The following is a 21,994-nucleotide window of genomic DNA, read 5'->3' on the forward strand; positions in this document are numbered from 1 at the left end:
GCCTGGACCCCCGCGAGTGGCGGGGGCACCTCACGCTCGCGACCCACCGGCCCTCCCCGCACCGGCCCTCTCCGCACCGGCGGGGCCGGTACGCCGGCACGCCGGCACCGGCCGGTCAACCGGATCTGGCGGTGCTGGCCGACAGCCTCGCCGGGGTCAGCGCCCGGCCGTGGACGGCGACCGGGTTCGCCCTCATGAGTAGCGGATCGCCGCCCGGCCCCCCGTACGCGACGACGGCCACCTGGCCGCTGGCGGGCTGACCCACCCGGTGGGCTGAGCGGCCGGCGGCACGATCATGTTTCGGCCACGGCGACGGCCGGCCCGGGAGCGATCCCGTCCAGTGCGTCCAGTTCCCGTTCACCGAGAGCGATCTCCAGTGCCCGCAGCGCCGCGGTCAGCTCGTCGACGCCGCGGGGGCGGATGGTCGCCGCGGTCAGCCCCGGCTGGGCGAGCAGCCAGGCGAGCGCCACGTCCGCGGGCCGTTCGCCGAACGACCCGCACAGGGCCACGAACGCCTCGAACCGCGGCCGGTGCCGCTCCAGCCGCTGTGCCGCCCGCCGCTGATCCGGCACCTGTGCCGGCGCGTGCGCTGAAACGCTGTCGAGCAGCGCGTCCAGCAGCGGGCTGTGCCCGATCACGCCCACACCGTAGGACTGGCAGACCGGCAGTACCTCTGTCTCGGCCGCGCGCTCCAGCACGCTGTAGCCGCACCGGTCGCTGACAAGGCCGAGGGACCGCCGCCGCATCGCGGCCTCGTTGCCCGCCGCGATCTCCCAGCCTGCCAGGCCGGACGAACCGACATAGACGATCTTCCCCTGGGTGGCCAGCATGCCCGTGGCCTGCCAGATCTCCTCCCACGGGGTGTCCCGGGCCAGCGCGGGCACCTGGAGAAGATCGATATGGTCGGTGCGCAGCCGGCGCAACGACTCCTCGCAACGCCGCCGGATCTCGGGCCCGGACAGCTTCCCGTCACCCCCGGGCAGCCCGGTCGCCAGCACGACCTGGTCCCGGCGCCCACGGCTCCTCCACAGCCAGTCGCCGACAGCGTGCTCGGCAGCGCCCGCGTCGGTGCGCCCGGTGGCATGGGCGGACCACCCATGGGCGTCCGCGGTGTCGAGGAAGGTGCTGAAAAAAGTGATACCGGCGTCCAGTGCCCGGTCCATGACTGCGCCGGGGGCATCCGTGCCCACCGATGGTCCGGCATTCATCACGTCCAGACACAGCCGGGACACCCGCACTCCGGTACGGCCAAGATGCGCGTGGATCACAGAACAATCTCCCGTCAGCGGCGACCGGCCCACCTGGACGGCCCGCGACCCACTATGCCGACCGAACGCCGGGCACCGCTTACGGCGCCCGGAAGGCCGATCCCGAACGCCCGGACACCGTAAGCGGCGCCCGGAAGACACCGGCGGGCCCTTCCGCGGAACCGTCCCGAAGCCCCGCGGAACCGTCCCGAAGCCCCGCGGGGCCGTCCGGAAGCGCCCGCCACGGACGGCCCCGAATCCCGGCCGGCCATGCCGGCGGGAAAAAGATTCGACAGCCGCGCCGAACCACGCGTAACGGGTGGCGTAGGACACGTCGGGCGGAAGACACCGATCACGGGCGTGTGCAGGCCACAACCGCGAGACTTGGGAACAACCGTTGTCTACCGCCGAACCGGCCCGAGCGGTCCACACCCCGACGCCGCGGCCCCGGCATGAGCCACACCGACGTGATCGCCACAGCGAGAGGAGCCCGGCGTGACCGAGCAGGCCAGCACTTTGACCGTCACCGACAACCGCACCGGCCGGACCTATGAGATCCCGATCGAGAACGGCGCGATCCGGGCCAACGCCCTGCGCGCGATAAAGTTCGACGAGACCGACTTCGGCCTGCTGACCTACGACCCAGCTTTCACGAACACGGCGAGCTGCCGCAGCTCGATCACCTTCATTGACGGTGACGCCGGCATCCTGCGCTACCGCGGCTTTCCGATCACGGAGCTGGCCGACAAGAGCAGCTTCCTGGAGGTCGCCTACCTGCTGCTCGCCGGGGAGCTGCCCACGTCCTCGGAGCTGGCGGTGTGGGAAAGCGAGATCACGCACCACACGCTCGTCCACGAATCGATCAAGAAGTTCATCGACGGCTTCTACCACGACGCGCACCCGATGGGCATCCTGCTGTCGAGCGTCGGCGCGCTGTCGACCTTCTACCCGGCCGCCAAGGAGATAACCGATCCCGGGCTGCGCCGGCTACAGATCGTCCGGCTCATCGCGAAGATCACGACGCTGGCGGCCTTCTCCTACCGGCACTCGATCGGACTGCCGTACGTCTACCCGGACAACGACCTGTCCTATGCCGGCAACTTCCTGAACATGATGTGGAAGGCCACCGAGCTCAAGTACGAGCCGGACCCGATTCTCGAGCACGCCCTCGACGTCCTGTTCATTCTGCACGCCGACCATGAGCAGAACTGTTCGACGAACGCGATGCGGGCCGTCGGCAGCTCCCAGGCCGACCCCTTCTCGGCGGCCGCCGCGGCTATTTCCGCGCTGTACGGCCCGCTGCACGGCGGCGCCAACGAGCAGGTGCTGCGGATGCTCACCGAAATCGGGTCGGTGGAGAACATCCCGGCCTTCATCGAGCAGGTCAAGAGCGGCAAGAAGAAGCTGATGGGATTCGGGCACCGGGTGTACAAGAACTACGACCCGAGGGCCCGGGTGATCCGGCAGATAGCCGACGAGGTGTTCAAGGTCACCGGGACGAACCCGCTGCTCGACCTGGCCCTGGAACTGGAGCGGGTCGCGCTCGAGGACGAGTACTTCATCAAGCGGAAGCTCTACCCGAACGTCGACTTCTACACCGGCATCATCTACCAGGCGATGGGTTTCCCGGTGGAGATGTTCCCGGTGCTGTTCGCGGTCGGGCGGATGCCTGGCTGGCTCGCCCAGTGGGAGGAGGGCCTGCTCGACCCGGAGCAGAAGATCGCCCGGCCGCGCCAGCTCTACGTCGGCTACGAGGAGCGTCCGTACACGCCGATCGAGGACCGCTCGCCCGACTTCGCCGGTACCGCCGACTCGATCGCGGCGCTGGCGGCCCAGGCCGCCCCGGCCCGTCCGCGCCGCTAGAAACCGCTATACCCCCGGTCCCGTGGGAAGCGCGACGAGTACTGGTCCTGGAGTGTTCCGCGGAACACTCCAGGACCAGCGCCGGCACGACACCGGAACCGGACGGTGCCGACAGTCCGGATGACACGGATGACACGGATGACACGGATGAAGCGGCGAGGGGTGGTGCGCCGGAAAATCCGGTGGAAAAGCTGGTGGAAAAAGCAGGTCCCGCGGCCTACAGACGTTCGGCCACGTAGTCGACGGCGCCGGTGAGCGCCTGGATGTCGGACGGCTCGACCGCCGGGAAGCAGGCCACCCGCAGCTGGTTGCGGCCGAGCTTGCGGTACGGCTCCACGTCCACGATGCCGTTGGCCCGCAGGGTGCGGGCGACCGCGACCGCGTCCACACCCTCGAAGTCGATCGTGACGACGACCTGGGAGCGCTGCGCCGGGTCGGCGACGAACGGCGTCGCGTAGCTCGCCTTCTCCGCCCAGGTGTAGAGGATCGACGACGACTCGGCCGTGCGGCGCACGCACCAGTCCAGGCCGCCATTGGCGAGCATCCACTCGACCTGGTCGGCGAAGAGGAACAGCGTGGCGACCGCGGGGGTGTTGTACGTCTGGTCCTTGGCGCTGTTGTCCCGGGCGGTGGTGAGGTCCAGGAACGGCGGGATCCAGCGGTCGGAGGCGGCGATCTCGGCCACCCGCTCCAGCGCGGCCGGGGAGAGCAGCGCCACCCACAGGCCGCCGTCGGAGGCGAAGTTCTTCTGCGGCGCGAAGTAGTAGGCGTCCACCTGTGACAGGTCCACCGGCAGCCCGCCGGCGCCCGAGGTCGCGTCGACCAGGTGCAGCGCTCCCGCGTCCGCCCCGACCGGGCGGCGCACCGGCTTGGCCACACCCGTGGACGTCTCGTTGTGCGGCGTCGCGTACACGTCGACACCCGGCTCGGGCGCCCACTCGGGGTGGCTGCCCGGCGCCGAGAAGACGACCGACGGCTCGGCCAGGAACGGCGCGCCCTTCGTCGTGTCGGCGAACTTGCCGCCGAACTCCCCGAACACCAGGTGCTGGGAGCGTTCCCGGACGATGTTGAAGGCGGCGGCGTCCCAGAAGGCGGTGGCCCCGCCGAGGCCGAGCAGCACCTCGTAGCCGTCGGGCAGCGAGAACAGCTCGGCCAGCCCGGCGCGGACCCGCCCGACCAGGGCGCGCACGGGCTTCTGCCGGTGCGACGTCCCGAGCAGTGAGGTGCCGGTGGCGGCGAGCCGGGCCACCGCCTCGGGGCGGACCTTGGACGGTCCGCAGCCGAAGCGCCCGTCGACCGGGCGCAGATGCCCGGGAATGACGATCTGGTCAGGCATGAATATCTCCGAGCGGCCGGGGAGCCGGGCCAACGTAGCGGGCGGACGGGCGGATGAGGCGTCCGGTGCGCTTCTGCTCCAGGATGTGGGCGCTCCACCCAGCGGTACGCGCGCAGGTGAACATGGACGTGAACATGTGCGCCGGCACCCCGGCGTAGTCGAGCACGACCGCGGACCAGAACTCGACGTTCGTCCGCAGCGGGCGGTCGGGGTACCGGTTGGTGAGCTCCTCGATGGCGGCGGCCTCCAGCGCCTCGGCCGCCTCGTAGCGGTTCGAGCCGAGATCGCGCGCGGTGCGGCGCAGCACCCGGGCGCGCGGATCCTCCGCACGGTAGACGCGGTGGCCGAAGCCCATCAGCCGCTCCTTGCGGTCCAGCGCCCGGCGGACGTACCCGGCCGGGTCGCCGGTGGCCTCCACCTCGTCGAGCATCGCCAGCACCCGGGACGGGGCGCCGCCGTGCAGCGGGCCGGAGAGCGCGCCCACCGCGGAGGACAGCGAGGCCGCCGCGTCCGCGCCGGTGGAGGCCACCACCCGCGCCGTGAACGTTGACGCGTTCATACCGTGCTCAGCCGCGGACACCCAGTAGGCGTCCACCGCCTGGACGTGCTTGGGATCCGGCTCACCCCGCCAGCGGATCATGAAACGCTCGGTGATCGTGCGGGCCCGGTCGACATCCTTCTGCGGGACGGCGGGCTGGCCGAGGCCGCGGGCCGCCTGCGCGACGAAGGACAGCGCCACCACCGACGCCCGGGCGAGATCGTCGCGCGCCTGGGCGTCGGAGATGTCGATGAGCTGGCCGAACCCCCAGTGCGGAGCCAGCATCGCCAGCGCGCTCTGCACGTCCACCCGGATGTCGCCGGAGTGCACCGGCAGCGGGAACGGCTCCGCCGGTGGCAGGCCGGGCTCGAACGAGGAGTCGACGAGCAGCCCCCACACGTGGCCGTAGTCGACCTTGCCAACAAGATCCTCGATGTCGACGCCGCGATACCGTAGCGCGCTGCCTTCCCTGTCCGGCTCGGCGATCTCGGTCTCGAAGGCGATCACGCCCTCGAGGCCGGGCTTGAAATCACTTGTCTTCTCAGACATCGAAGTCCGGGGCTCCGCTTCCTGTCTCCGCCGGCCTCGCGTGGACGGCGACGCGGGGTCTCGGCACGCCGAACGCCAGCCGATAGCTGATCTGAGCTGGTTGCATCATCGGGCAGAATTACCTGTCTGCATCCTGCCCTCTCGGCGGAAGCGGTGCCATAGCCCAGCAGGACACCGCTGGTGGCCCACCGTGAACGCGGTCGGAACTTACCCGGCGCATCGGGCCTCACCGGCCACGACGGCCCTACCGACGTGGCGCAGGTCACTCTCACCTGCGACTCGGAAGATCGCCCGCGTCCGGCGTCACCGCGTCCGGCGTCACGGAGGCCGGCCTCGGAAAGGTGACACGATCGACGGCGTGTCCGCCCGCCCGAACCACGCCCTGCCGCCGGTGCCCGATCCCGCCGCCCAACGGCGCTGTTACAGCGCGGGAAGGCTGTACGAGTCCGATCTTGCCCCCAGCTGGGTGGCCCAGTTCGCGCGCTGGTACGAGCAGGCGTCCGCGCTGGCCGCCGAGGCGGGATCGGCGCTGCCCGAGCCGAACGCGATGGTGTTCGCGACCGCGGACGCCCGCGGCCGGCCCAGCGCCCGGACCGTCCTGCTCAAGGGGTTCGACGAGCGTGGCTTCACACTCTTCACCAACCTCGGCTCCCGCAAGGCCCGGGATGCCGCCGCGAACCCGTACGGCTCGCTGGTGTTTCCCTGGCACGCCCTGCAACGGCAGGTCGTCGTCACCGGCAGGCTCGAGGAGGTGCCGCGCGCCGAGACCGCGGCGTACTTCCGGTCCCGGCCGCGCGGCTCGCAGCTCGGGGCGTGGGCGAGCCGACAGTCCGAGGTGATCGGCTCCCGGGAGCCGCTGGAGCGGCGCTGGGCCGAACTGGACGCCCGCTGGCCGGCGCCGGAACCGGTTCCGGTGCCGGCGTTCTGGGGCGGGATCAGGCTCGTCCCGGAAACGGTCGAGTTCTGGCAGGGAGGCCCTGACCGGTTGCACGACCGGCTGCGCTACCGTCGAACCGATGCCGACGGCGCTCCTGACGATATTCCCGCCGGCACCCCTGTCGACGTTCCCGCCGGCAAGGCCCCGGCCGGTGAGCCACGGGCCGGTGAACGCGGCGCCGGCGGGCACGGCCGGCCGTGCGAGGGCGGTCGCTGGATCGTCGAGCGCCTGTCGCCATGAGACGCGGCACAGCAGCGAATTCTTACCGTGGCAGCGCCTTTGCGGCAGGCCGCGACAAGGTCACTTCGCGAACATGACACAATCGTCAATCGAGCAGGCCAGCCGAATCCTATAATCTACAGAAACACAATTCCGCCACACGCGGTTACATTTTTGATCACAACTGGCACCTCTGCGTGCGAGTTGCGGAAGCTCATTGGTAGCATCCCTCGCAACATGCTGCTGTGACAGCGGCCACAGGCCCGCTTCCGGCATGCCAAAAGCCTTGAGGGGGCAAACACAATGCGTTTAGGCAGGACGCGGCTGACTCTAGCCTGCGTAATCGGATCAATGATGATCGGGCTGACCGCCCCGGCCGCCCTGGCGGACGACCAGACCTCGACTCCCGTCCAGGGGACCGTGGCGAGCGCGGTCAAGCAGGCGCCAGCGCAGCCGGGGCTCCCGGCCGACCTTCCCGCCAAGCTCCCGGCCGACCTCCCGGCCAACCTTCCCGCCAAGCTCCCGGCCGACCTCCCGGCCAACCTTCCCGCCAACCTCCCGGCCAACCTTCCCGCCAACCTCCCGGCGGATATCACGCAGCTGTCGCCGGACGCGCTGCACAACCTGCTCACGCTCGTTCCCGGCCTGCCGGTGGACATCCAGGGCCTGATCGACCTGAGCAAAGTGGGCAACCTGCTGGCCCAGCCGCTGGCGCTGCTGCACTCCTGCGGCCCCGACGGGGGCAAGTGGCAGCTGAAGAACACCTCTGGCAAGCCTTTCGGATTCGGCTGGTATGACACCAAGGGCAAGGGTGGCACCGGCGAGATCCCGCCGGGCGGCGTGATCACTCTCGTCACCCACGTGCTCGACGCCGTCCTGGCCATTCCGTTCGACCTGCTGTCGGGCACCCTGCTCAAGGCGATCCCGGCCATCGGTGTCGCCAACTGCCCCGGCGGGGACTCGGGCCACGACCAGGACGTCGACACCGGCGGCACCGTACCGGTCTCCACACCGGCGAACCCCGTGGTCACGGACAAGGTCTACTACACAGGATGATGATCCTGGGTTCGCGCGTGTGCCGTCGCCCCGCCCCTGGGGTGGCGGCACACGCCGTTTCGTCCACCGGTATGCCCACTGGTACCGCGCCCACCGGAGGCACGCCCGTGTCCTCATCCTCATCCTCATCCTCATCCGTGCCGGCGGCGGCCACGGCCAGGAGCACGCCGTCCCCGCGGCGGCTGTCCCCGCGGCGCGCGGGAGTCCCGTCGCTCGTCCTCGCCGGGCTGATCGCCTTCACCGGCTGTGGCGGCGGATCGACGGACTCGCCCACGGACACACCGCCGGCAGCGCCGGCGAGCACGGCCGTCCCGCAGGCGGCGCACAGCGAGCTGGCCGCCGCGGCCTCGGCCAGCCAGGACGGGACGTCCACCATCGTCACCGCCGTCGTCCCGAAGGTGGACATCTACAAGTCGCCGATCGCCGCGAGCGTGGTCTCCCAGCTGAGCAACCCGAACGAGGCGGGCGCCCCGCGGGTCTTCCTGGTGGTGACGAAGCTCCCCGGCTGGTGGCAGGTGCTGCTGCCGGTCCAGCCCGCCGGCAGCACCGGCTGGGTGAAGGACGCCCAGGTGAAGGCCAGCCAGACCAGCTACCGGGTGGTGGTCGCCCGCAAGGACCACCGGCTGCGGGTCTATGACAAGCAGCAGGTCGTCGTCGACGAGCCGACCGCCGTCGGGACGGGTGACACCCCGACCCCGGGCGGGAAGTTCTACCTGACCGAGCTGCTCCAGCCCCGCAACCCGGCCGGCGCGTACGGGCCGTACGCGTTCGGACTGAGCGGCTTCTCGACCACCCTCGACTCCTTCGAGGGACGAGCGCCGGTGATCGGTATTCACGGGACGAACCAGCCGAACCTGCTCGGCCAGGATGTCAGCCACGGCTGCATCCGGGTGAGCAACGAGACCATCACCCGGCTCGCGCGCCTGCTCCCGCTGGGCACGCCGGTGGAGATCGTCACCTGATCCACAACGCCGGACGCCCGTCGGTACAGCCACGGGCGCCCGGCGTTTCGTCTCCGGCGGTCAGCCCGTCATGCCGGCCAGAATGCGCCCAGCGAGCTGAAGATCATTAACGAAGCCGGCGTAGGCCTCGTCCCGAGTGGCCGGCTCGACCCGCAGCACCGCGCTCGGGTGCAACGTGGCGATCAGCTGGGCATCCGACCCCGGCGGCCCGGGCAGTAACCGGCCGCGCATCTTCGTCACCCGGAACGACGGCCCGAGCAGCGCCTGCCCCGCGGTCGCGCCGAGCAGGACGACCAGCCGCGGCCGGATCCGGTTCAGCTCGGCCGCGAGCCACGGCCGGCAGGCCGTGACCTGCCGGGCATCCGGCGTCTGGTGGATACGCCGCGGCCCATCGTTGCGGCGGTACCTGAAATGCTTGACCGCGTTCGTGACGTACGCCTCGGCCCGGTCGATCCCGGCGTCCGCGAGCGCCCGGTCGAGCAGCTTGCCGGCGGGCCCGACGAACGGCCGGCCACGCCGGTCCTCGACGTCACCGGGCTGTTCGCCGACGAGGACCAGGCGCGCACGCGGGTTCCCCTCCCCGAAGACGGTCCGGGTGTCGGGCAGGTCCGCCAGCTCACAGCCCCGGCAGGACGCGGCGGCCGTGGCCAGCCCGGCAAGGCCGGCATCCGGCGGGACGAAGGGCAGAGCGCCACCCCCGCCACGGACACCGGTGCCGGTGCCGGTGCCGGTACCCGTGGTGGTGCCGGTGGGAAAAGAGTCGTCCGTCACGGTCGCATCCTCACATCCCCCGTGGTGGGGCTGGTGCCGCCACCCACCCGGCGGCACATCAGCCCCAGAAGGCTGTAGCAGCAATATTACTCCGTGCAATCAGTGCATACTGGACCAATCGGGAACCCACCGAACGCTCCACCGCAGTCAGGGGGGTACTAACGCTCATGGCGATGTCCCGGCCCAGGCGGCGCCCGCGCGTCCGGATACTCGGCGTCGCTCTCGTGGCTGTTCTGCTGGCGCTTGCCGCCGGCTCCTGCGGAGGATCGCGGCAGCCCGCCGGCGGCGCGACGCCGGGGCAGCCGGCGGTCCCGGTCGCGTCGGCCGCCGCCCGCACGAACCTGCACGCGGGGGACTACGTGCTGACCGAGGGGCCGGAAACCGCCGGTTTCAACGCGAGCACGTCCCTGGACAACCGCGGGGCCCTCTCCGTGGCCGCGATGACCGGCTTCGCGTCGTGCGTCGGAAGGCCGGGGGCCGATCCGCGGGTCGAGCCGCTGGACTCGGCCAAGGGGCCCTACTTCGCCACGAACGACAACCTGGTCTTCATGGGCTCGGTAGCGGCGGTCTATCCGGCCGAGGTGATAACGGAGGCGGTCCGGATAGCGGCCGATCCGTCCTTCCCCTCCTGCGTCGGCGACCTGCTCAAACGCGGGTACACCGAGGCCGCCGACCTGCCCGAGGGCAGCACGTTCACGGTCCTGTCGACGACGAGGCGCACACCCCCGGCCGGTGTCACCGCGCTGACCAGGGTGAAGGCGTCGATGACCCTCGACGGGCCGGCGGTGCCGATGACGTTCGACGTGATGTTCGTCTTCGCCGGCCAGGTACAGAGCTCCTTCCTGGTCGGCCGGGTGTTCGACGCGCCCGACCAGGCCATCGTGAACCGGGTCGCCAAGCAGATCGTCCGGAAGACCGCCAACCAGTAGGCGGCGCGTCGGCCAGGAGAGGACCGCCGGTCGGCAGCGGCCGGGGGCCGGGGCTACCGTCACCCCGGAGCGCTGTGCCCCGGAGCGCTCCACCTCGAGGGGAACACCCCGCCTCGGGGTGTCGCCGCCGCGCCGGCACCCAGACGTCCCTTTTGCTCCGGGCATCCATGGACGGACTACACGAAAGCTACTTTCGGCGATCGTGTGGCAACATGGTGCGATCGCTATGTATGAGGTGTTCTGTCAACAGCCACCCCTGTGGGGACCTACGGCATGCTCCAGACGTCGTCGTTCGACCGCCGCTCCAACGCGCGGCCCCGGGCAGGAAACACACGCGATCGCGTCGCCCTCGGCCCTGAGCGTGGCCCGGAGAGCCGGGCCACGGCAGCGGGAGACGAGCACGATCACGCCGCCTCTGGCCCCCTAGGACGGAGGAGGACTATTGGTACCGCAGGCTGCCGGCTGGGACCAGGGTGTCCGGGACGCGTGGGCATCCGTCATCCAGAGCGTGCCGAAGATCGGCGCCTTCGTGCTCATCGTGCTCGCCGGCGGCCTGGCAGCCCGTGGCATCGTCAGCGCCGTCAACCGTCTGCTGGTCCGCGCCGGCACCGACAACCTGCTCGACCGCAGCGGGCTGCCCCGTGCGCTCCGCCGCCCCGCAGCCGACCTGCGCACCGGCCTCATGCGGATCACGTTCGCCATCGCCGCGCTGGCATTTCTCCAGCTGGCACTCGGCGTGTTCGGAGCCAACCCGGTCAGCAGCCTCATCAGCGACCTTGCCGTTCTGCTGGCACACACCGTGCTCGCCTGCGTCGTTCTCGTGATCGGAGCCACCCTGGCGTCCACCGCGCGCAGGTATGTCGGCAGCGCGCTCAGCGGCCTGCCCTACGCCGGGACGGCGGGGGGCATCAGCGCCGCCATCATCATGATCGGCTTTGGCAAGGCCGCCCTGGACGAGCTCGGCCTTGCCACATCCGTGACAACACCGATGCTCTACGCTGTTCTCGCGACCGTCACCGGAGTGACGATCGTGGGGGTGGGCGGCGGGCTCATCCGTCCCATGCAACAGCGCTGGGAGGAGGTCCTGCGTCGCGGCGGACAGGAACTGGCCAGCGCCCGGTCGACATGGCAGGGCAACCGGGCACGCTCCGCGGCCGAGGAGCCGATGCTGGTCGCCGTGAGCGACCTGGTCGCCTCCGGCCGCACCGGCAGGCGGCCGGGCACCCCACGCGAGCCGCTCCCTCCGCAACACGACGCAGGCGAACCCGGCGGCCACGCCGAACCCACCCGCCAGCCATGACCTTCCGATACGGGGACGGCCGCCACACCAACAGGCCGCCGCAATAGCGACATCAGTCCAGAACGGACGCAACGGACACGTGTCCGTTCCACGAACTGACGCGCGCGACAGGAGTGGGTAAGGCACTCTGGTACGACAGCGAGTCGCAACCAACGGCAGCCAAGGACCACCTACGGAGCACGTCACGACAGGCACATCACTACGGGGCACGTCACTACGGGGCACGTCACGCAGCACGCGGGAAGTAGGGAGACATCTCGGTGGACACGCCATCAGACCTGGAGCGCTCCCGGCTGCTCCTGGTCTGGCTACAGGCCCGTCGCGCCGTCGACCGCTGCCTGTCGGACCTGCTCGCGGCCGGGCCGGCCGGTGAACGCCGCGTCCGCGAACAGCTCGGACTGGTCGACGACCTGGAAAGCCGCGCGCGAGAGGCGTTCGTGCAGTACCGCGCCGTGGTCCTGCAGTCCCTGCCGGACACCGGCCCGGCGGACACGGCGGACATAGTGGACTGGGAGGTTCCCCTGGACACGGCGGGACGCCCACGCCTGGGCGTCGTGCGGACGGGGCAGCCTGGTCCGGATCCGGAGCGGGAGCAGGTCACGGGGACGGCGCCGAACACCGGCTCGGTGCCCGGTTCCGGCGCTGGCCTGGGCCGTTCGGCATCCGGATCCAGAACGGATCTCGGTCGTACGGTGTCCGGGCCCACACCCACCATCGGGGCGCGGCCGCCCAGGGACTCGGCCCGCCCGGGGACTCCCGCGGCCACCGCGCCCGCTGGCGGGGCCAGCGGGCCTCCCGGATCCCCTACCGGGATCACCGGAGCGACCGGGACCGTCACGGGCCGTCCTTCTCCCGCGGCTCCTGCCGTGTCCGCCGCGCCATCCGCCCGTCCCAGCGCTTCATTACCGTCCGCGCCTCTGCCGTCCGCGAGAGTCATACCGCTCGTCGGCCGGGACCGCGAAGCGGACATCACGCGCGGAACTCGAGCCATCCGGGGGAGTCAACGCCGGCACCGGTGACGGGCTTCTGTCACCAACAGGACAAAATGGGTGTGATGCCGCCCTCCCGTCCGCCCCGCCCGCCGTTGTCCCAGTGCCGCCGCCATGGCTCGCCCCGCCGCCGCGGCCTGCCGCGCCGTAGCCCGCTGGCCTGCTGCGTCGTGTTCATCTCCATGCTGGCCCTGTGCGCCGGGGGGTGCGCGGCCCTCTACGACCGCGTCCTGCCGACCCCCTCCCCGACCACCCTCAGGATCATCGTGCCCACCCCGACAGCCGGGCCGGACGCCTACGAACGGTCGGGACGCACGACGCCGTTACGCCTGACGCTGCCGGCCGTCACGGCCGCCCGGCCCTTCCCGCTCGTCATCGCGTTGCACAGCCTGGACAACGACAGCACGGAGCCCCAGTCGCTGTGGGGCTTCGAGGCGCTCACGGGCAGCGCCGGGTTCGCCGTGGCCTACCCCGACGCGCTCAACACCTCCTGGAACGCGGGCACCTGCTGCGGACGGTCCGCGGCCGAGCAGGTCGACGACGTCGGATGGCTACGGGCGCTCATCTCGCATCTGGAGCAGCACTACCCGATCGACCGGCAACGGGTGTTCCTCGTCGGTTTCTCCAACGGTGGCATGATCGCCTACCGTTACGCCTGCGAGCATGCCGGCGAGATCGCCGGGATCGCGGTGGTCGCGGCCAGCCTGCAGACGGCCGGCTGCGCGCCGGCGAAACCGGTGACCGTGGTGGCCATCCACGGCCAGCTCGACGAGCGCGTCCCGTATGCCGGCGAGGCCTGGTCCGAGACGCTCGGGACGCCGCTGCGGTCGGCGCGGGAGAGCCTGTCGCCCTTCCGGGCCAGCGCCGGCTGCCCCGAACCGTCGCTGCCGCGGGACACGTTCACGGTCGGCGGCGACGGTATCGCCGTCGGGAGCGCGGCAGGCGGCCAGCTGGTCGGCCTCGCGCAGGACAGGGCCGCCGGCCCGGCCGGCGCCGGCGGGGGCGCACAGCAGGCGCCGGCCGGCCAGGCCGTCGCGGCCCTCGCCCCACCAGCGGGCGCTGAAGACGGCACTGGGACGAACGCTTCCGGGGCCGGTGCCGCGACAGCCGCCCGCGACGGGTACACGGCGATCAGGCAGGAGACGGTGTGCTCGTCCGGCAGCCGGATCGTGGAGTTCCTGCTCCCCGGCCTCGCCCACGGCTGGCCACCCGCCACCGGCCCGAAACACTTCGACACCGCCGAGGTGATCTGGCGGCTGCTCGCCCCGATGCACTCGTCCGCCGCCGGGCCCGACCTGTAGGCCGGCCCGACGGCCACCGGTCGTCGCCCGCGGAAACAACAGAGAAATAATTCCCCAACAGCAGAAATTAACAACGGATACACAATGACAGTGGGTTCTCGTATCACGACAGGCCCCTCCGTCATGCGGGGACGGTGTGCGCGGCGGCAGCCGAAGCGTCGATCGGGTAACGCTGCCCGGTTCAGGAAGCACCAGCTCACCGCAATGAGGAACAAAACAGCTGCTGTTACAGCCGCTTGTTTCCGGCCCCCGCGTTCAACAAAACCAAAGCGTTACCAGCGGTGACCGTACTCGAGAGCGCTCCGCGGCCTGCCCGGTGCGCTCGGGCGTTCCGGACGGCCGTCCCGGGCAGCCGGGTCATGCCGGGCGGAAGGAGGCGCGCAGGCTCTCGAGCAGCGTGGCCGCGGTCGCCGCCGACTGCGACGACGAGCGGGCGATCAGGACGTAGACCGCTTCCCCGGCCGGCACCGCCCGCATCACATAGGTGACCCGCTGCCCCTCGCGCAGGTACGAGCCAACCCACTCCTGGGCCTGCCCGCCGCCGGGATCCGCCACCGTCCGGGTGGTCTCCCTGGTCACGCCGGGCTGGATGGCGAACTCCGAGCCCTGGACGGCGGTGAGCGCGGCCGCCTGGTCCGTCCCGGCGACCCGGGCGACACCGACCATCTGCGGGCCGCCGGACCGCGCGTTCCCCACCGGCGGCTCGACGAAGAAGACCGCGGTGTTGTCCCGGCGCTGCTGCCAGGCCGCCGGGTGGGAGAACGTCGCCTTCTGCTGCGCGTCGGTGACGGCGGCCCAGTCCGGCGGGACGGCCGCCGTGGCCGGCGGCTGGCTCGCGGGCGCCCCGGGCCCCGCGGTGGCGCCGGCCTGGTCGTCAGGCGCCCCGGACGGCCGGGCCGTGACGGCGGCGGCACCGTCCCCACGAGCGCCGATCTTCTGCCACACGAACCCGGCCCCGCCCCCGACGGCGAAGGCGACACCGAGGATCACCACCGCGTACACCAGTCGGCGCAGCAGCCAGGGGAGCCCGCCGGCATCGCGGGAACGACCGCGGCGCGTTCCCGCGTCCGCCGTGGACCCGTCCGCGGATCGGCTCGCGGACCGGCTCGCGGACCGGCTCGCGGATCGGCTCGCGGACCGGCCTGGTGGCCGGGAGTCGCTCCGGTCCCGGTCGTCCCGGTCGTCCCGGTCGTCCCGGTCGTCCCGGTCGTCCCGGTCGTCCCGGTCGTCCCGGTCGTCCCGGTCGTCCCGGCGCCGGCCCGACTCGGCTCGGAGCGTAACGGCCTGCTCGCCAGTGGTGCTCTGCTCGGCGGCCGACGGGCCCGCTCGACGGTCGGCGCGGTCGGCGCGGTCCGGCCTGGGCCGGCGGGAGGTCGATGCCGACGTGTCGGCGCCGGCCTGCCTGGTCCGGGGCGGGGGGACACCGTCCGGGCGTCCGGGACGGTCGCTGCCCTTCCTGGACCGCAGATCCGTGAAGACCGTCATGGCGCCGGGCGCCGGCTCGTCGAGCGGCAGCGGATCCGGCGGGTACCGGGCCGGCTGCGCCGCGGCCGGCTGTGCCGCGGATGGCTGCGGTGCGGATGGCGTGGCCACCGCCGCCGCGGCGTCCTGGATGGCGGACGCCTCCCCGCCAGCGGCGTAGCCCGTCCCGAAACCGGCCGCCGGCGGCTGGTAGGCGCCGGGCCCGGGCTGATTCGCCGGATACCCGGCACCATCCGGCGGGTAGGGCGCGCCGGGCTGGTAACGGCCTGCCGGCCGCGAGCCGGGCGCCCCCGGCTGGGAGCCGCCGGAACCGCCGGGGGGTGCCTGCGGACGGGGTGCCTCCCGGTATGGATCCCCAGCGCGTGGGGCGGGGTCGACCGGTGGCGGCCCGAACGGCCTGGCCCCCGGCGCGAGCCTGGTCTGCTCCCCGTAGGGGTCGGGGGCGCCGGCCTGGGGAGCACCCGGCAGCGGATATCCGCCCGCCGGCGGGTAGCCACCGGGAACGGGCCCGGCACGGTAGCCCGCCGCGGCCCCGTAGCCGGCGTCCGGTTCGTCCCGGACGTAGCCGGCCCGCGGCGGTACGCCTGGCCGCTGGGACGGGCCGGGTGACCGCGAATCCGGATACGCTCCCGGCCCCGGCGGGGGATATCCCCCGGCCGCCGGCTGAGGGCCCGCGGGCATCTGAGGGGAGATCTGAGGGGAGAAAGGCCCCTGGCGAGAATCAGGATCTCGATATGAGCCAGAATCCTGATACTGGCGGGCGTTGTAGTAGCGCTCAGCATCCTGGTTCTGGTAGGAACTCGGAGGGTAGTCACTACGGCCGGTGGGGACCGGCCCCGCGTCGGGGCGGTCCGCCGCCGCTGGCGCACCGTCCGCGATCATGGCTCGACGTGGGTTCGATGCGTCAGATCGTCGCATATCGTCCGCCATCGACCGGCCTCCTCACGATCCGCGCCCACGTCATGTGTCCCCCCATCGGTGTACCACGGCGTTGCGCTGGCGTTGCGTGCGCCCAGTTGACAAACGCCGGATCGCGGGATCCTCATCGTGTCCAGACGCCGGGCGGACACTCCGGGTTGTGGGCACCGCGGAAACCACGACCGCATACTCCTCGATCAGCTGGGTTCTTCGCGGCCAACCGGGGCTTTCGATCGCCTGGCAGCGCTGGCCACGCAAGGCGGACACCAGTCGCGAACGCCCATCCAGAGCATGATCCAGACAGGCGTGCCGCCGGGCCCGCCTCCCGGCGGGACGAACGTACCCGACGGCGCACCCGCGCCGATCTTCCCGGCGGCCGGCGACGGACACCACCGCCGATATGACTACACATGATCATACAGTCGGCACGTCACGGCTTCGGGACCCGGCACACCCGCTCGAGCAGGAGGGCACTGACAAGGAGCACCAGCGCCGCCGCGACCCCGAGACCGGCGGTGACCGCGTCGGTGTCAGCGGTACCGAACTCCTCCAGGCGTGGCAGCGTGTAACCGAGCAGCGCCGCCCAGGCTCCCATGAGCGCGGCCCCGGTCAGGCTGCTCGCCTTCGCCAGCGCCGCCAGCCGGGCGACGGTCAACGGCAGGATCGGCCGCGTGCCCGGACGCCCCTGCAACCGGCGCCGGGTGATGGCGGCGGTCTGCGCCTCCGCCAGCCCGACGATCAGCAGCGACAGCGGTGCCGTCCGCGGGAACCGTGGCAGATCCCGGTAGGTGAAGGCCAGCAACACGTACGCCAGCACGCCGACCACCACGGCCGCCGCCACCAGTTCCCGCGCCCGCGTCGGCCTCACCCGGCCAGGCTCCACGGCGTCCGGCGGACCCCGGAGGTGTCCAGCGCGGCCACCAGCTCCTCGACCCGGCCGTGCCCGGGCAGCGCCGCGTCCGGGTCGACGTCCAGCCACGGCACGCAGACGAACGCGCGCAGGTGGGCGCGCGGATGCGGGATCAGGATGTCCGGGTCGTCGCTGGTCAGGTCACCGCAGGCGATCACGTCGACGTCCAGGGTGCGGGGGCCCCAGCGGACGGCCCGTGCCCGGTGGGCCGCATCCTCGGCCGACCGGGCCGCGGCGAGCAGGTCCCGCGGCGGTGCCGCCGGGACCAGCAGCACTGCGTTGAGGTAGTCGGCCTGCGCGGGCCCGCCGACGGGCGCGGTCTCGTACACCGGCGAGACCGCCACGGGCTCCAGCAGGCGGGTGGCGGCACGCAGCTGGGCAAGGCGGTCGCCGAGGTTCGAGCCCAGCGCCAGCACCGCCGGCGCCGGGCCTGCCGGTGCCGGCCGCCGCGGGCCCGTGGCCCCGCTCACGCCCACCGGCCCCGGGTGACGGTGACCGCGACGTCGGTGAACGGCAGCGGGACCGGCGCGGCCGGCTTGTGCACGGTCACCTCCGCCCGCAGGACCCGGTCGTCGGCCAGGCACGCGTCGGCCAGCCGGTGGGCGAGCGTCTCGATCAGGTTGACGGGCTCCCCGGCGACGATCCCGGCCAGTGTCTGGGCGAGCGTCCCGTAGTCGACGGTGGCGGTGACGTCGTCGCTGGCGGCGGCCGGCCAGGTGTCCAGCCACACCGCGGCGTCCACCACGAACTCCTGGCCGAGCTCGCGCTCCGCCGGTAACACACCGTGATAGCCCCGGACTCGCAGCCCGGTCACGGCAATCCGGCTGGACGCGACAGGCGCCCTGGCGGGGGTCGCGGCGGTCGTGACGAAGGACGTCGTGGGAGACGCACTGGAAGACGTGCCGGATGACACGCCGGGTGACGGAGAAGTGCCGGGCACCACGGCGCCGGACACGGACGCCGGCGCGTCGGCGTCCGGTGACGCGCCGGTCATACCGCACCCGTGGGCGGGAGCCGGAACGCGCCACGGGCCGGCGCGCCAGGATCCGTGACGCCAGGATCCAGTGCCCCGGAATCCGGCGCTCCAGGATCCGGCGTCCCAGGATCCGGCGCGGCGGAATCCGGCCTGGCGGGCGCCTGCTCCGCCGGCGCGGGCCCGCCATCAGCCGGCCGGGCCTGCCGTTCGCGGGCCTGCCGCCATGCCTGGACGACCCGCACCGCGTCGGCCGCGGCCCGCACCGCGTGCACCCGGACCGCCCACACCCCGTCGGCCGCCAGCAGGGCGGTCGTCGCCTGGGTCGCGCCGTCGCGCTCCCCGGCCGGGCGGGGACGCCCGTCGGCGTCCGCGAGCAGGCTGCCCAGGAAGGACTTGCGCGACGTGCCGACCAGCAGCGGATGCCCCAGCGCGGCAACGGCGTCGAGGCGGGCCAACAACGCCCAGGTGTGCCCGCTCTCCTTCGCGAAACCGATCCCCGGGTCGACGATCACCCGTTCGGGCGCGATCCCGGCGGCGAACACGACGTCGAGGCGCTCGCGCAGCTCGGCGACGACCTCGGACACGACATCACCGTAGACCGCGCGGGAGGCCATGTCCGCGCTCACACCTCTGGTGTGCATCAGAACGTAGGGCACCGCCCGCTCGGCGGCCACCGCCAGCAGGTCACGGTCGGCGGCACCCGACACGTCGTTGATGACCGCGGCGCCCGCGGCCAGCGCGGCCTCGGCGACGGCCGGACGGGTCGTGTCGACGCTCACCGCGACACCCGCCGCGGCCAGCTCCGTCACCACCGGCAGCACCCGGCGCAGCTCCTCGGCCGGATCGACCCGCCCCGCGCCGGGCCGGGTCGACTCGCCCCCGACATCGACGATGTCGGCGCCCTCGGCGGCCATCGCCAGACCGGCCCGGACCGCGTCGACCGCGGTCGGATAGGCACCCCCGTCGGAGAACGAGTCCGGCGTCACATTGACCACACCCATCACGCGGGTACGGCCCAGCGGCTCCAGAAGACCACGGCTGGCCTGCATGGACGTCATGCCCCCTACGCTAGGCCGTGTCCGCTGGATACCGGTCGACGCGGGCGGTGCCCCGGACGGCCGGCCGCGGGACAGGGGGGCCGCCGGCCCCTCGCGCACGGCGGCCGGACGACCGTGCCGACGATGCCGCACGGCCGATGACGCCGGTCGTTCACCTGGGGGCGCCGGTGGCGGTGGTGTGCAGCCGGCGGTAGGAGTAGCGGTAGACGGGGCGGAACCCGAGGGCGGCGTACAGCCGGCGGGCCGCCGTACTCGTCTGTTCGACCTGCAGGTAGGCACGGGACGCGCCCGTCTCGGCCGCCCAGTCCGCCAGCCCGGCGAGCACCGCGCGGGCGGCTCCCCGGCCGCGCGCGGCCGGCACGGTCGCCATGCTGTAGATCCCCAGCCAGTCGCCGTCCACGGTGCCGCGGCCCACGGCCACCGGCACGCCGTCCAGCACGCACAGGACGTACGCCGCGGGCACGGTGAGGTTCGCCAGCACCCCCAGCGTGCCGGCCCGCTGGCCGGCGAAGGTCGCCAGCACCTGGCCGGCGACGTCCAGCCAGACATCACCGACAGTGTCGAGCAGGATCATCCGGTGGCCGTCAGCGCTGGTGGACCCGTCAGCGCTGGTGGACGGGGAGCCGACGGCGCCGAGGGGGACGTACCCGGCGGGCCCGGCGGCCAGCCGTTCGCGGATCTCCTCGAGGCCGGCGACGCAGACGTCGGTCGGCCCGGTGTCGTCGAAACCGGCCGCGTCCAGCGCCTCGTGGATGTCCGAGGGCAGGGACACCGGTGTGATCTGGAGCGTCGGTGGCAGACCGGCGGTAGCGTAAAAATCACCGACCGCGTTCAGGGCGTCGGCGACGTCACCGACGTCGCCGCGGGCCCACACGGAGTTACCGCGCCGGGAGGAGCCGGCCGACTCCCGCAGCACCCAGCCACCCAGCCGCCGCTCGCGCAGGGGCGGCCACGCGCGATGCGCCAGATCCTCGAGCTCACGGCTGAGGTCACCGTCAACCGGTTCGCCCACCGTGGGCGCCACCAGCGCGTCCGGGACAGCCGGGCCCTGGCCGGGGTCGCCGACCGGTTCAGCAGCCATGCCGTGATCGCCACCTGCCGCCCGGGAACAAACCCGTACTGACCACCCGTCCGAGGCTACCGGGTGAAGCACGCGAGCGGACCGGGTTCCGGCCTCCGACGGCCTTCCCCAGCCCGGTCTCCAACCGGTCCCCGGCCCGGCTCCGGACGGGCTCCGGACGGTCGCGCCGGCCCGGTGCGCGTCCCGCCACGGCGACAACCGCGGATGGCAACCGGCAGGCGACAACCGGCAGGCGTGTCCGGCCCCGCCATCACCATGCGCGGCCGTGCCGGATACGCAGCGCCGGGATATCGACACGCCCGGGGTACATACCGGTCACCCGACCGGCTATTCAACGCATTAGCGTGACAGCATTGCCGTGACGGCATTAGCGTGACAGCGTGCGGCCTACCGGGACGGCCGGCGGAAGAGCAGACTTTGTTACTTCGCCGTAACGGAAGCTCAACCCGCCGGGAACACCGAGGTTCTACGTTTCTTACAGTAAGATCGGACGTATCGCTGCCCGACAAAGGGGCCGGGCTCCTCCGCAGGGGCCCTTCACAGGGGGCATGGAGTCGGAAATGTTGGTGAACCCGCCACGCAACGCCGTTCTGGCAGGTGCATCACGTGATGCGATCCCGCCGCACAGCGCGCTGACTGAGTGGAAATCGCTTCACGACCAAGAGTCGTTGGAGGTCTACTCATGAGCAGACTGGTCACCCTTGTCGCCGCGGTCGACGCTCAGCCGACCCTGGAACAGACGGATTCGATGCTGACCGAGCTCGGTCAGATGCCTCGAAACGCCGTCGTTCTGGGGCTGATCGATGCCCTACTCGAGTACCGGACGCTCCTGGTGAGCCTTACCCCCTGATCGCCCGCTCCGCGCACGGGGGCCGCGCCGGCCCCCGATTCCTCGCGGACCAGGATTCCTCGAACGCGTGAAGAACCACGGTCACGCGGGCTTTCGTCCAGCCAGTCAGGTGGCCTCCTGTTACCTGGCGACGAGACCACCTGACTGGTTGGAACAACTACCACCGGGAGATCCCGAGCAGCTGCTTTCAGCGACCGGACACCAGCACGACACGGTCACCGTACGCCCCGTGCCATGGAAAACTCCGCGACACGTATCTCAGCCATGTCACGGAGCTCCGCGGCACACAGCGGTGTCCGACCGCCGGGATACCACCGTGTTACGCGGTTCCTACCGGCCGAAGCGCTGGCCCTGCTGCTGCTGCTGGCCCTGCTGCTGGCCGAAGCCGCCCTGCTGCTGGCCGCGCTGCCCGGCACCCGCACCGACGAGCTCCTGGAGACGGGTCTCCACGTAGCGCTCGCTGTGGTGGGTCTTGTCCGCGATCCGCTGCACGAGGTCGTTGACGTCGCGGGCGGCGTCCAGGTCCGCGGTGCCGACCTGGCCGAATTCGTCGAGCAGGCGGTAGCGGATCTGCTGCCAGTTCTGGCGAAGCTCCTGCTCGATCTGCTCCTGCTGCTGCTGCTGTGCCATTACGTTTTTCCTCTCGTCGTATACCGACCGAACGAGAAGTGACACTACCCCACCGGGTACTCACCCGGTCAACCCCAACAGCCAACTTCGCA

General features: G+C 72.0%; 20 protein-coding genes and 1 pseudogene. 10 read left to right on the forward strand and 11 right to left on the reverse strand.

The genetic code is table 11. From position 1 onward, the window contains the following. Nucleotides 1-260: pseudogene (locus tag AC5LSR_RS09225) on the forward strand (hypothetical protein); the annotation flags it as partial. Between the two features lie 33 nt (nt 261-293). Here AC5LSR_RS09225 and AC5LSR_RS09230 read toward each other — a convergent pair. Further along, nucleotides 294-1,268 carry an aldo/keto reductase gene (locus tag AC5LSR_RS09230; protein WP_493468353.1) on the reverse strand — a complete coding sequence of 325 codons (975 nt, stop codon included), beginning with the start codon at nt 1,266-1,268 and terminating at the stop codon, nt 294-296. Nucleotides 1,269-1,742: 474 nt separating this feature from the next. Between AC5LSR_RS09230 and AC5LSR_RS09235 the strand changes: the two genes are divergently transcribed. Further along, nucleotides 1,743-3,110 carry a citrate synthase gene (locus AC5LSR_RS09235; RefSeq protein WP_250283085.1) on the forward strand — a complete coding sequence of 456 codons (1,368 nt, stop codon included), beginning with the start codon at nt 1,743-1,745 and terminating at the stop codon, nt 3,108-3,110. A gap of 217 nt (nt 3,111-3,327) precedes the next feature. Here the strand turns inward: AC5LSR_RS09235 and serC are convergent, their stop codons facing one another. Beyond that, nucleotides 3,328-4,446, reverse strand: a complete 1,119-nt coding sequence (serC, locus tag AC5LSR_RS09240; protein WP_250283084.1) for a phosphoserine transaminase — start codon at nt 4,444-4,446, stop codon at nt 3,328-3,330. Beyond that, the gene (locus tag AC5LSR_RS09245; protein ID WP_250283081.1) at nt 4,439-5,533 is read right to left on the reverse strand and encodes a citrate synthase 2; all 1,095 of its coding nucleotides are present in this window, start codon (nt 5,531-5,533) and stop codon (nt 4,439-4,441) included. Before AC5LSR_RS09245 ends, serC begins: the two co-directional genes overlap by 8 nt. A gap of 358 nt (nt 5,534-5,891) precedes the next feature. Between AC5LSR_RS09245 and pdxH the strand changes: the two genes are divergently transcribed. From pdxH to AC5LSR_RS09260, 3 genes are all read left to right on the forward strand, one after another. Next, a complete protein-coding gene (gene pdxH / locus AC5LSR_RS09250) occupies nt 5,892-6,710 on the forward strand; it encodes a pyridoxamine 5'-phosphate oxidase (RefSeq protein WP_445548197.1) in 819 nt (272 codons plus the stop codon). 330 nt (nt 6,711-7,040) lie between these two features. Beyond that, nucleotides 7,041-7,745 carry a hypothetical protein gene (locus tag AC5LSR_RS09255; protein ID WP_493468354.1) on the forward strand — a complete coding sequence of 235 codons (705 nt, stop codon included), beginning with the start codon at nt 7,041-7,043 and terminating at the stop codon, nt 7,743-7,745. Then, on the forward strand, nt 7,742-8,707 hold the full coding sequence (locus tag AC5LSR_RS09260) for a L,D-transpeptidase (protein WP_445548196.1): 966 nt from the start codon (nt 7,742-7,744) through the stop codon (nt 8,705-8,707). The genes AC5LSR_RS09255 and AC5LSR_RS09260 overlap by 4 nt, the downstream gene beginning before the upstream one ends. Nucleotides 8,708-8,767: 60 nt before the next feature. On the opposite strand, the gene AC5LSR_RS09265 is transcribed toward AC5LSR_RS09260, so the two are convergent. Continuing rightward, complete coding sequence (locus AC5LSR_RS09265; RefSeq protein WP_250283076.1) at nt 8,768-9,478, reverse strand: UdgX family uracil-DNA binding protein; 711 nt, start codon at nt 9,476-9,478, stop codon at nt 8,768-8,770. 224 nt (nt 9,479-9,702) lie between these two features. Between AC5LSR_RS09265 and AC5LSR_RS09270 the strand changes: the two genes are divergently transcribed. The 4 genes from AC5LSR_RS09270 (at nt 9,703) to AC5LSR_RS09285 (ending at nt 13,997) form a co-directional block, all read left to right on the forward strand. Further along, nucleotides 9,703-10,407 (forward strand): hypothetical protein, encoded by a 705-nt coding sequence (locus AC5LSR_RS09270; protein WP_250283074.1) that lies wholly within the window; start codon nt 9,703-9,705, stop codon nt 10,405-10,407. 442 nt (nt 10,408-10,849) lie between these two features. Next, the gene (locus AC5LSR_RS09275) at nt 10,850-11,707 is read left to right on the forward strand and encodes a mechanosensitive ion channel family protein (RefSeq protein ID WP_250283072.1); all 858 of its coding nucleotides are present in this window, start codon (nt 10,850-10,852) and stop codon (nt 11,705-11,707) included. Nucleotides 11,708-11,967: 260 nt separating this feature from the next. Further along, nucleotides 11,968-12,726 (forward strand): hypothetical protein, encoded by a 759-nt coding sequence (locus AC5LSR_RS09280; protein ID WP_250283070.1) that lies wholly within the window; start codon nt 11,968-11,970, stop codon nt 12,724-12,726. 26 nt (nt 12,727-12,752) lie between these two features. Beyond that, nucleotides 12,753-13,997 carry a CE1 family esterase gene (locus tag AC5LSR_RS09285; protein ID WP_493464746.1) on the forward strand — a complete coding sequence of 415 codons (1,245 nt, stop codon included), beginning with the start codon at nt 12,753-12,755 and terminating at the stop codon, nt 13,995-13,997. A gap of 357 nt (nt 13,998-14,354) precedes the next feature. Here the strand turns inward: AC5LSR_RS09285 and AC5LSR_RS09290 are convergent, their stop codons facing one another. From AC5LSR_RS09290 to AC5LSR_RS09315, 6 genes are all read right to left on the reverse strand, one after another. Next, nucleotides 14,355-16,160 (reverse strand): hypothetical protein, encoded by a 1,806-nt coding sequence (locus tag AC5LSR_RS09290; protein WP_493468355.1) that lies wholly within the window; start codon nt 16,158-16,160, stop codon nt 14,355-14,357. Between the two features lie 667 nt (nt 16,161-16,827). Further along, the gene (locus AC5LSR_RS09295) at nt 16,828-17,265 is read right to left on the reverse strand and encodes a DUF3180 domain-containing protein (protein ID WP_250285891.1); all 438 of its coding nucleotides are present in this window, start codon (nt 17,263-17,265) and stop codon (nt 16,828-16,830) included. Then, nucleotides 17,262-17,777, reverse strand: a complete 516-nt coding sequence (folK, locus tag AC5LSR_RS09300) for a 2-amino-4-hydroxy-6-hydroxymethyldihydropteridine diphosphokinase (RefSeq protein WP_250289599.1) — start codon at nt 17,775-17,777, stop codon at nt 17,262-17,264. The genes AC5LSR_RS09295 and folK overlap by 4 nt, the downstream gene beginning before the upstream one ends. Beyond that, nucleotides 17,774-18,121: a dihydroneopterin aldolase gene (folB, locus tag AC5LSR_RS09305; protein ID WP_445548195.1), complete on the reverse strand. Its 348-nt coding sequence runs from the start codon at nt 18,119-18,121 to the stop codon at nt 17,774-17,776. The genes folK and folB overlap by 4 nt, the downstream gene beginning before the upstream one ends. Nucleotides 18,122-18,297: 176 nt before the next feature. Next, complete coding sequence (gene folP / locus AC5LSR_RS09310; protein ID WP_493464747.1) at nt 18,298-19,341, reverse strand: dihydropteroate synthase; 1,044 nt, start codon at nt 19,339-19,341, stop codon at nt 18,298-18,300. A gap of 151 nt (nt 19,342-19,492) precedes the next feature. Continuing rightward, nucleotides 19,493-20,422, reverse strand: coding sequence for a GNAT family N-acetyltransferase (locus tag AC5LSR_RS09315; protein WP_250285893.1), 930 nt, complete (start codon nt 20,420-20,422; stop codon nt 19,493-19,495). Between the two features lie 682 nt (nt 20,423-21,104). Here AC5LSR_RS09315 and AC5LSR_RS09320 point away from each other — a divergent pair. Continuing rightward, nucleotides 21,105-21,272, forward strand: coding sequence for a hypothetical protein (locus AC5LSR_RS09320; RefSeq protein WP_250285894.1), 168 nt, complete (start codon nt 21,105-21,107; stop codon nt 21,270-21,272). Nucleotides 21,273-21,602: 330 nt separating this feature from the next. On the opposite strand, the gene AC5LSR_RS09325 is transcribed toward AC5LSR_RS09320, so the two are convergent. Continuing rightward, nucleotides 21,603-21,902, reverse strand: a complete 300-nt coding sequence (locus tag AC5LSR_RS09325) for a hypothetical protein (protein WP_250285895.1) — start codon at nt 21,900-21,902, stop codon at nt 21,603-21,605. Between the last annotated feature and the right edge of the window lie 92 nt (nt 21,903-21,994).

Source organism: Protofrankia sp. CiP1_Cm_nod4 (assembly GCF_982290645.1).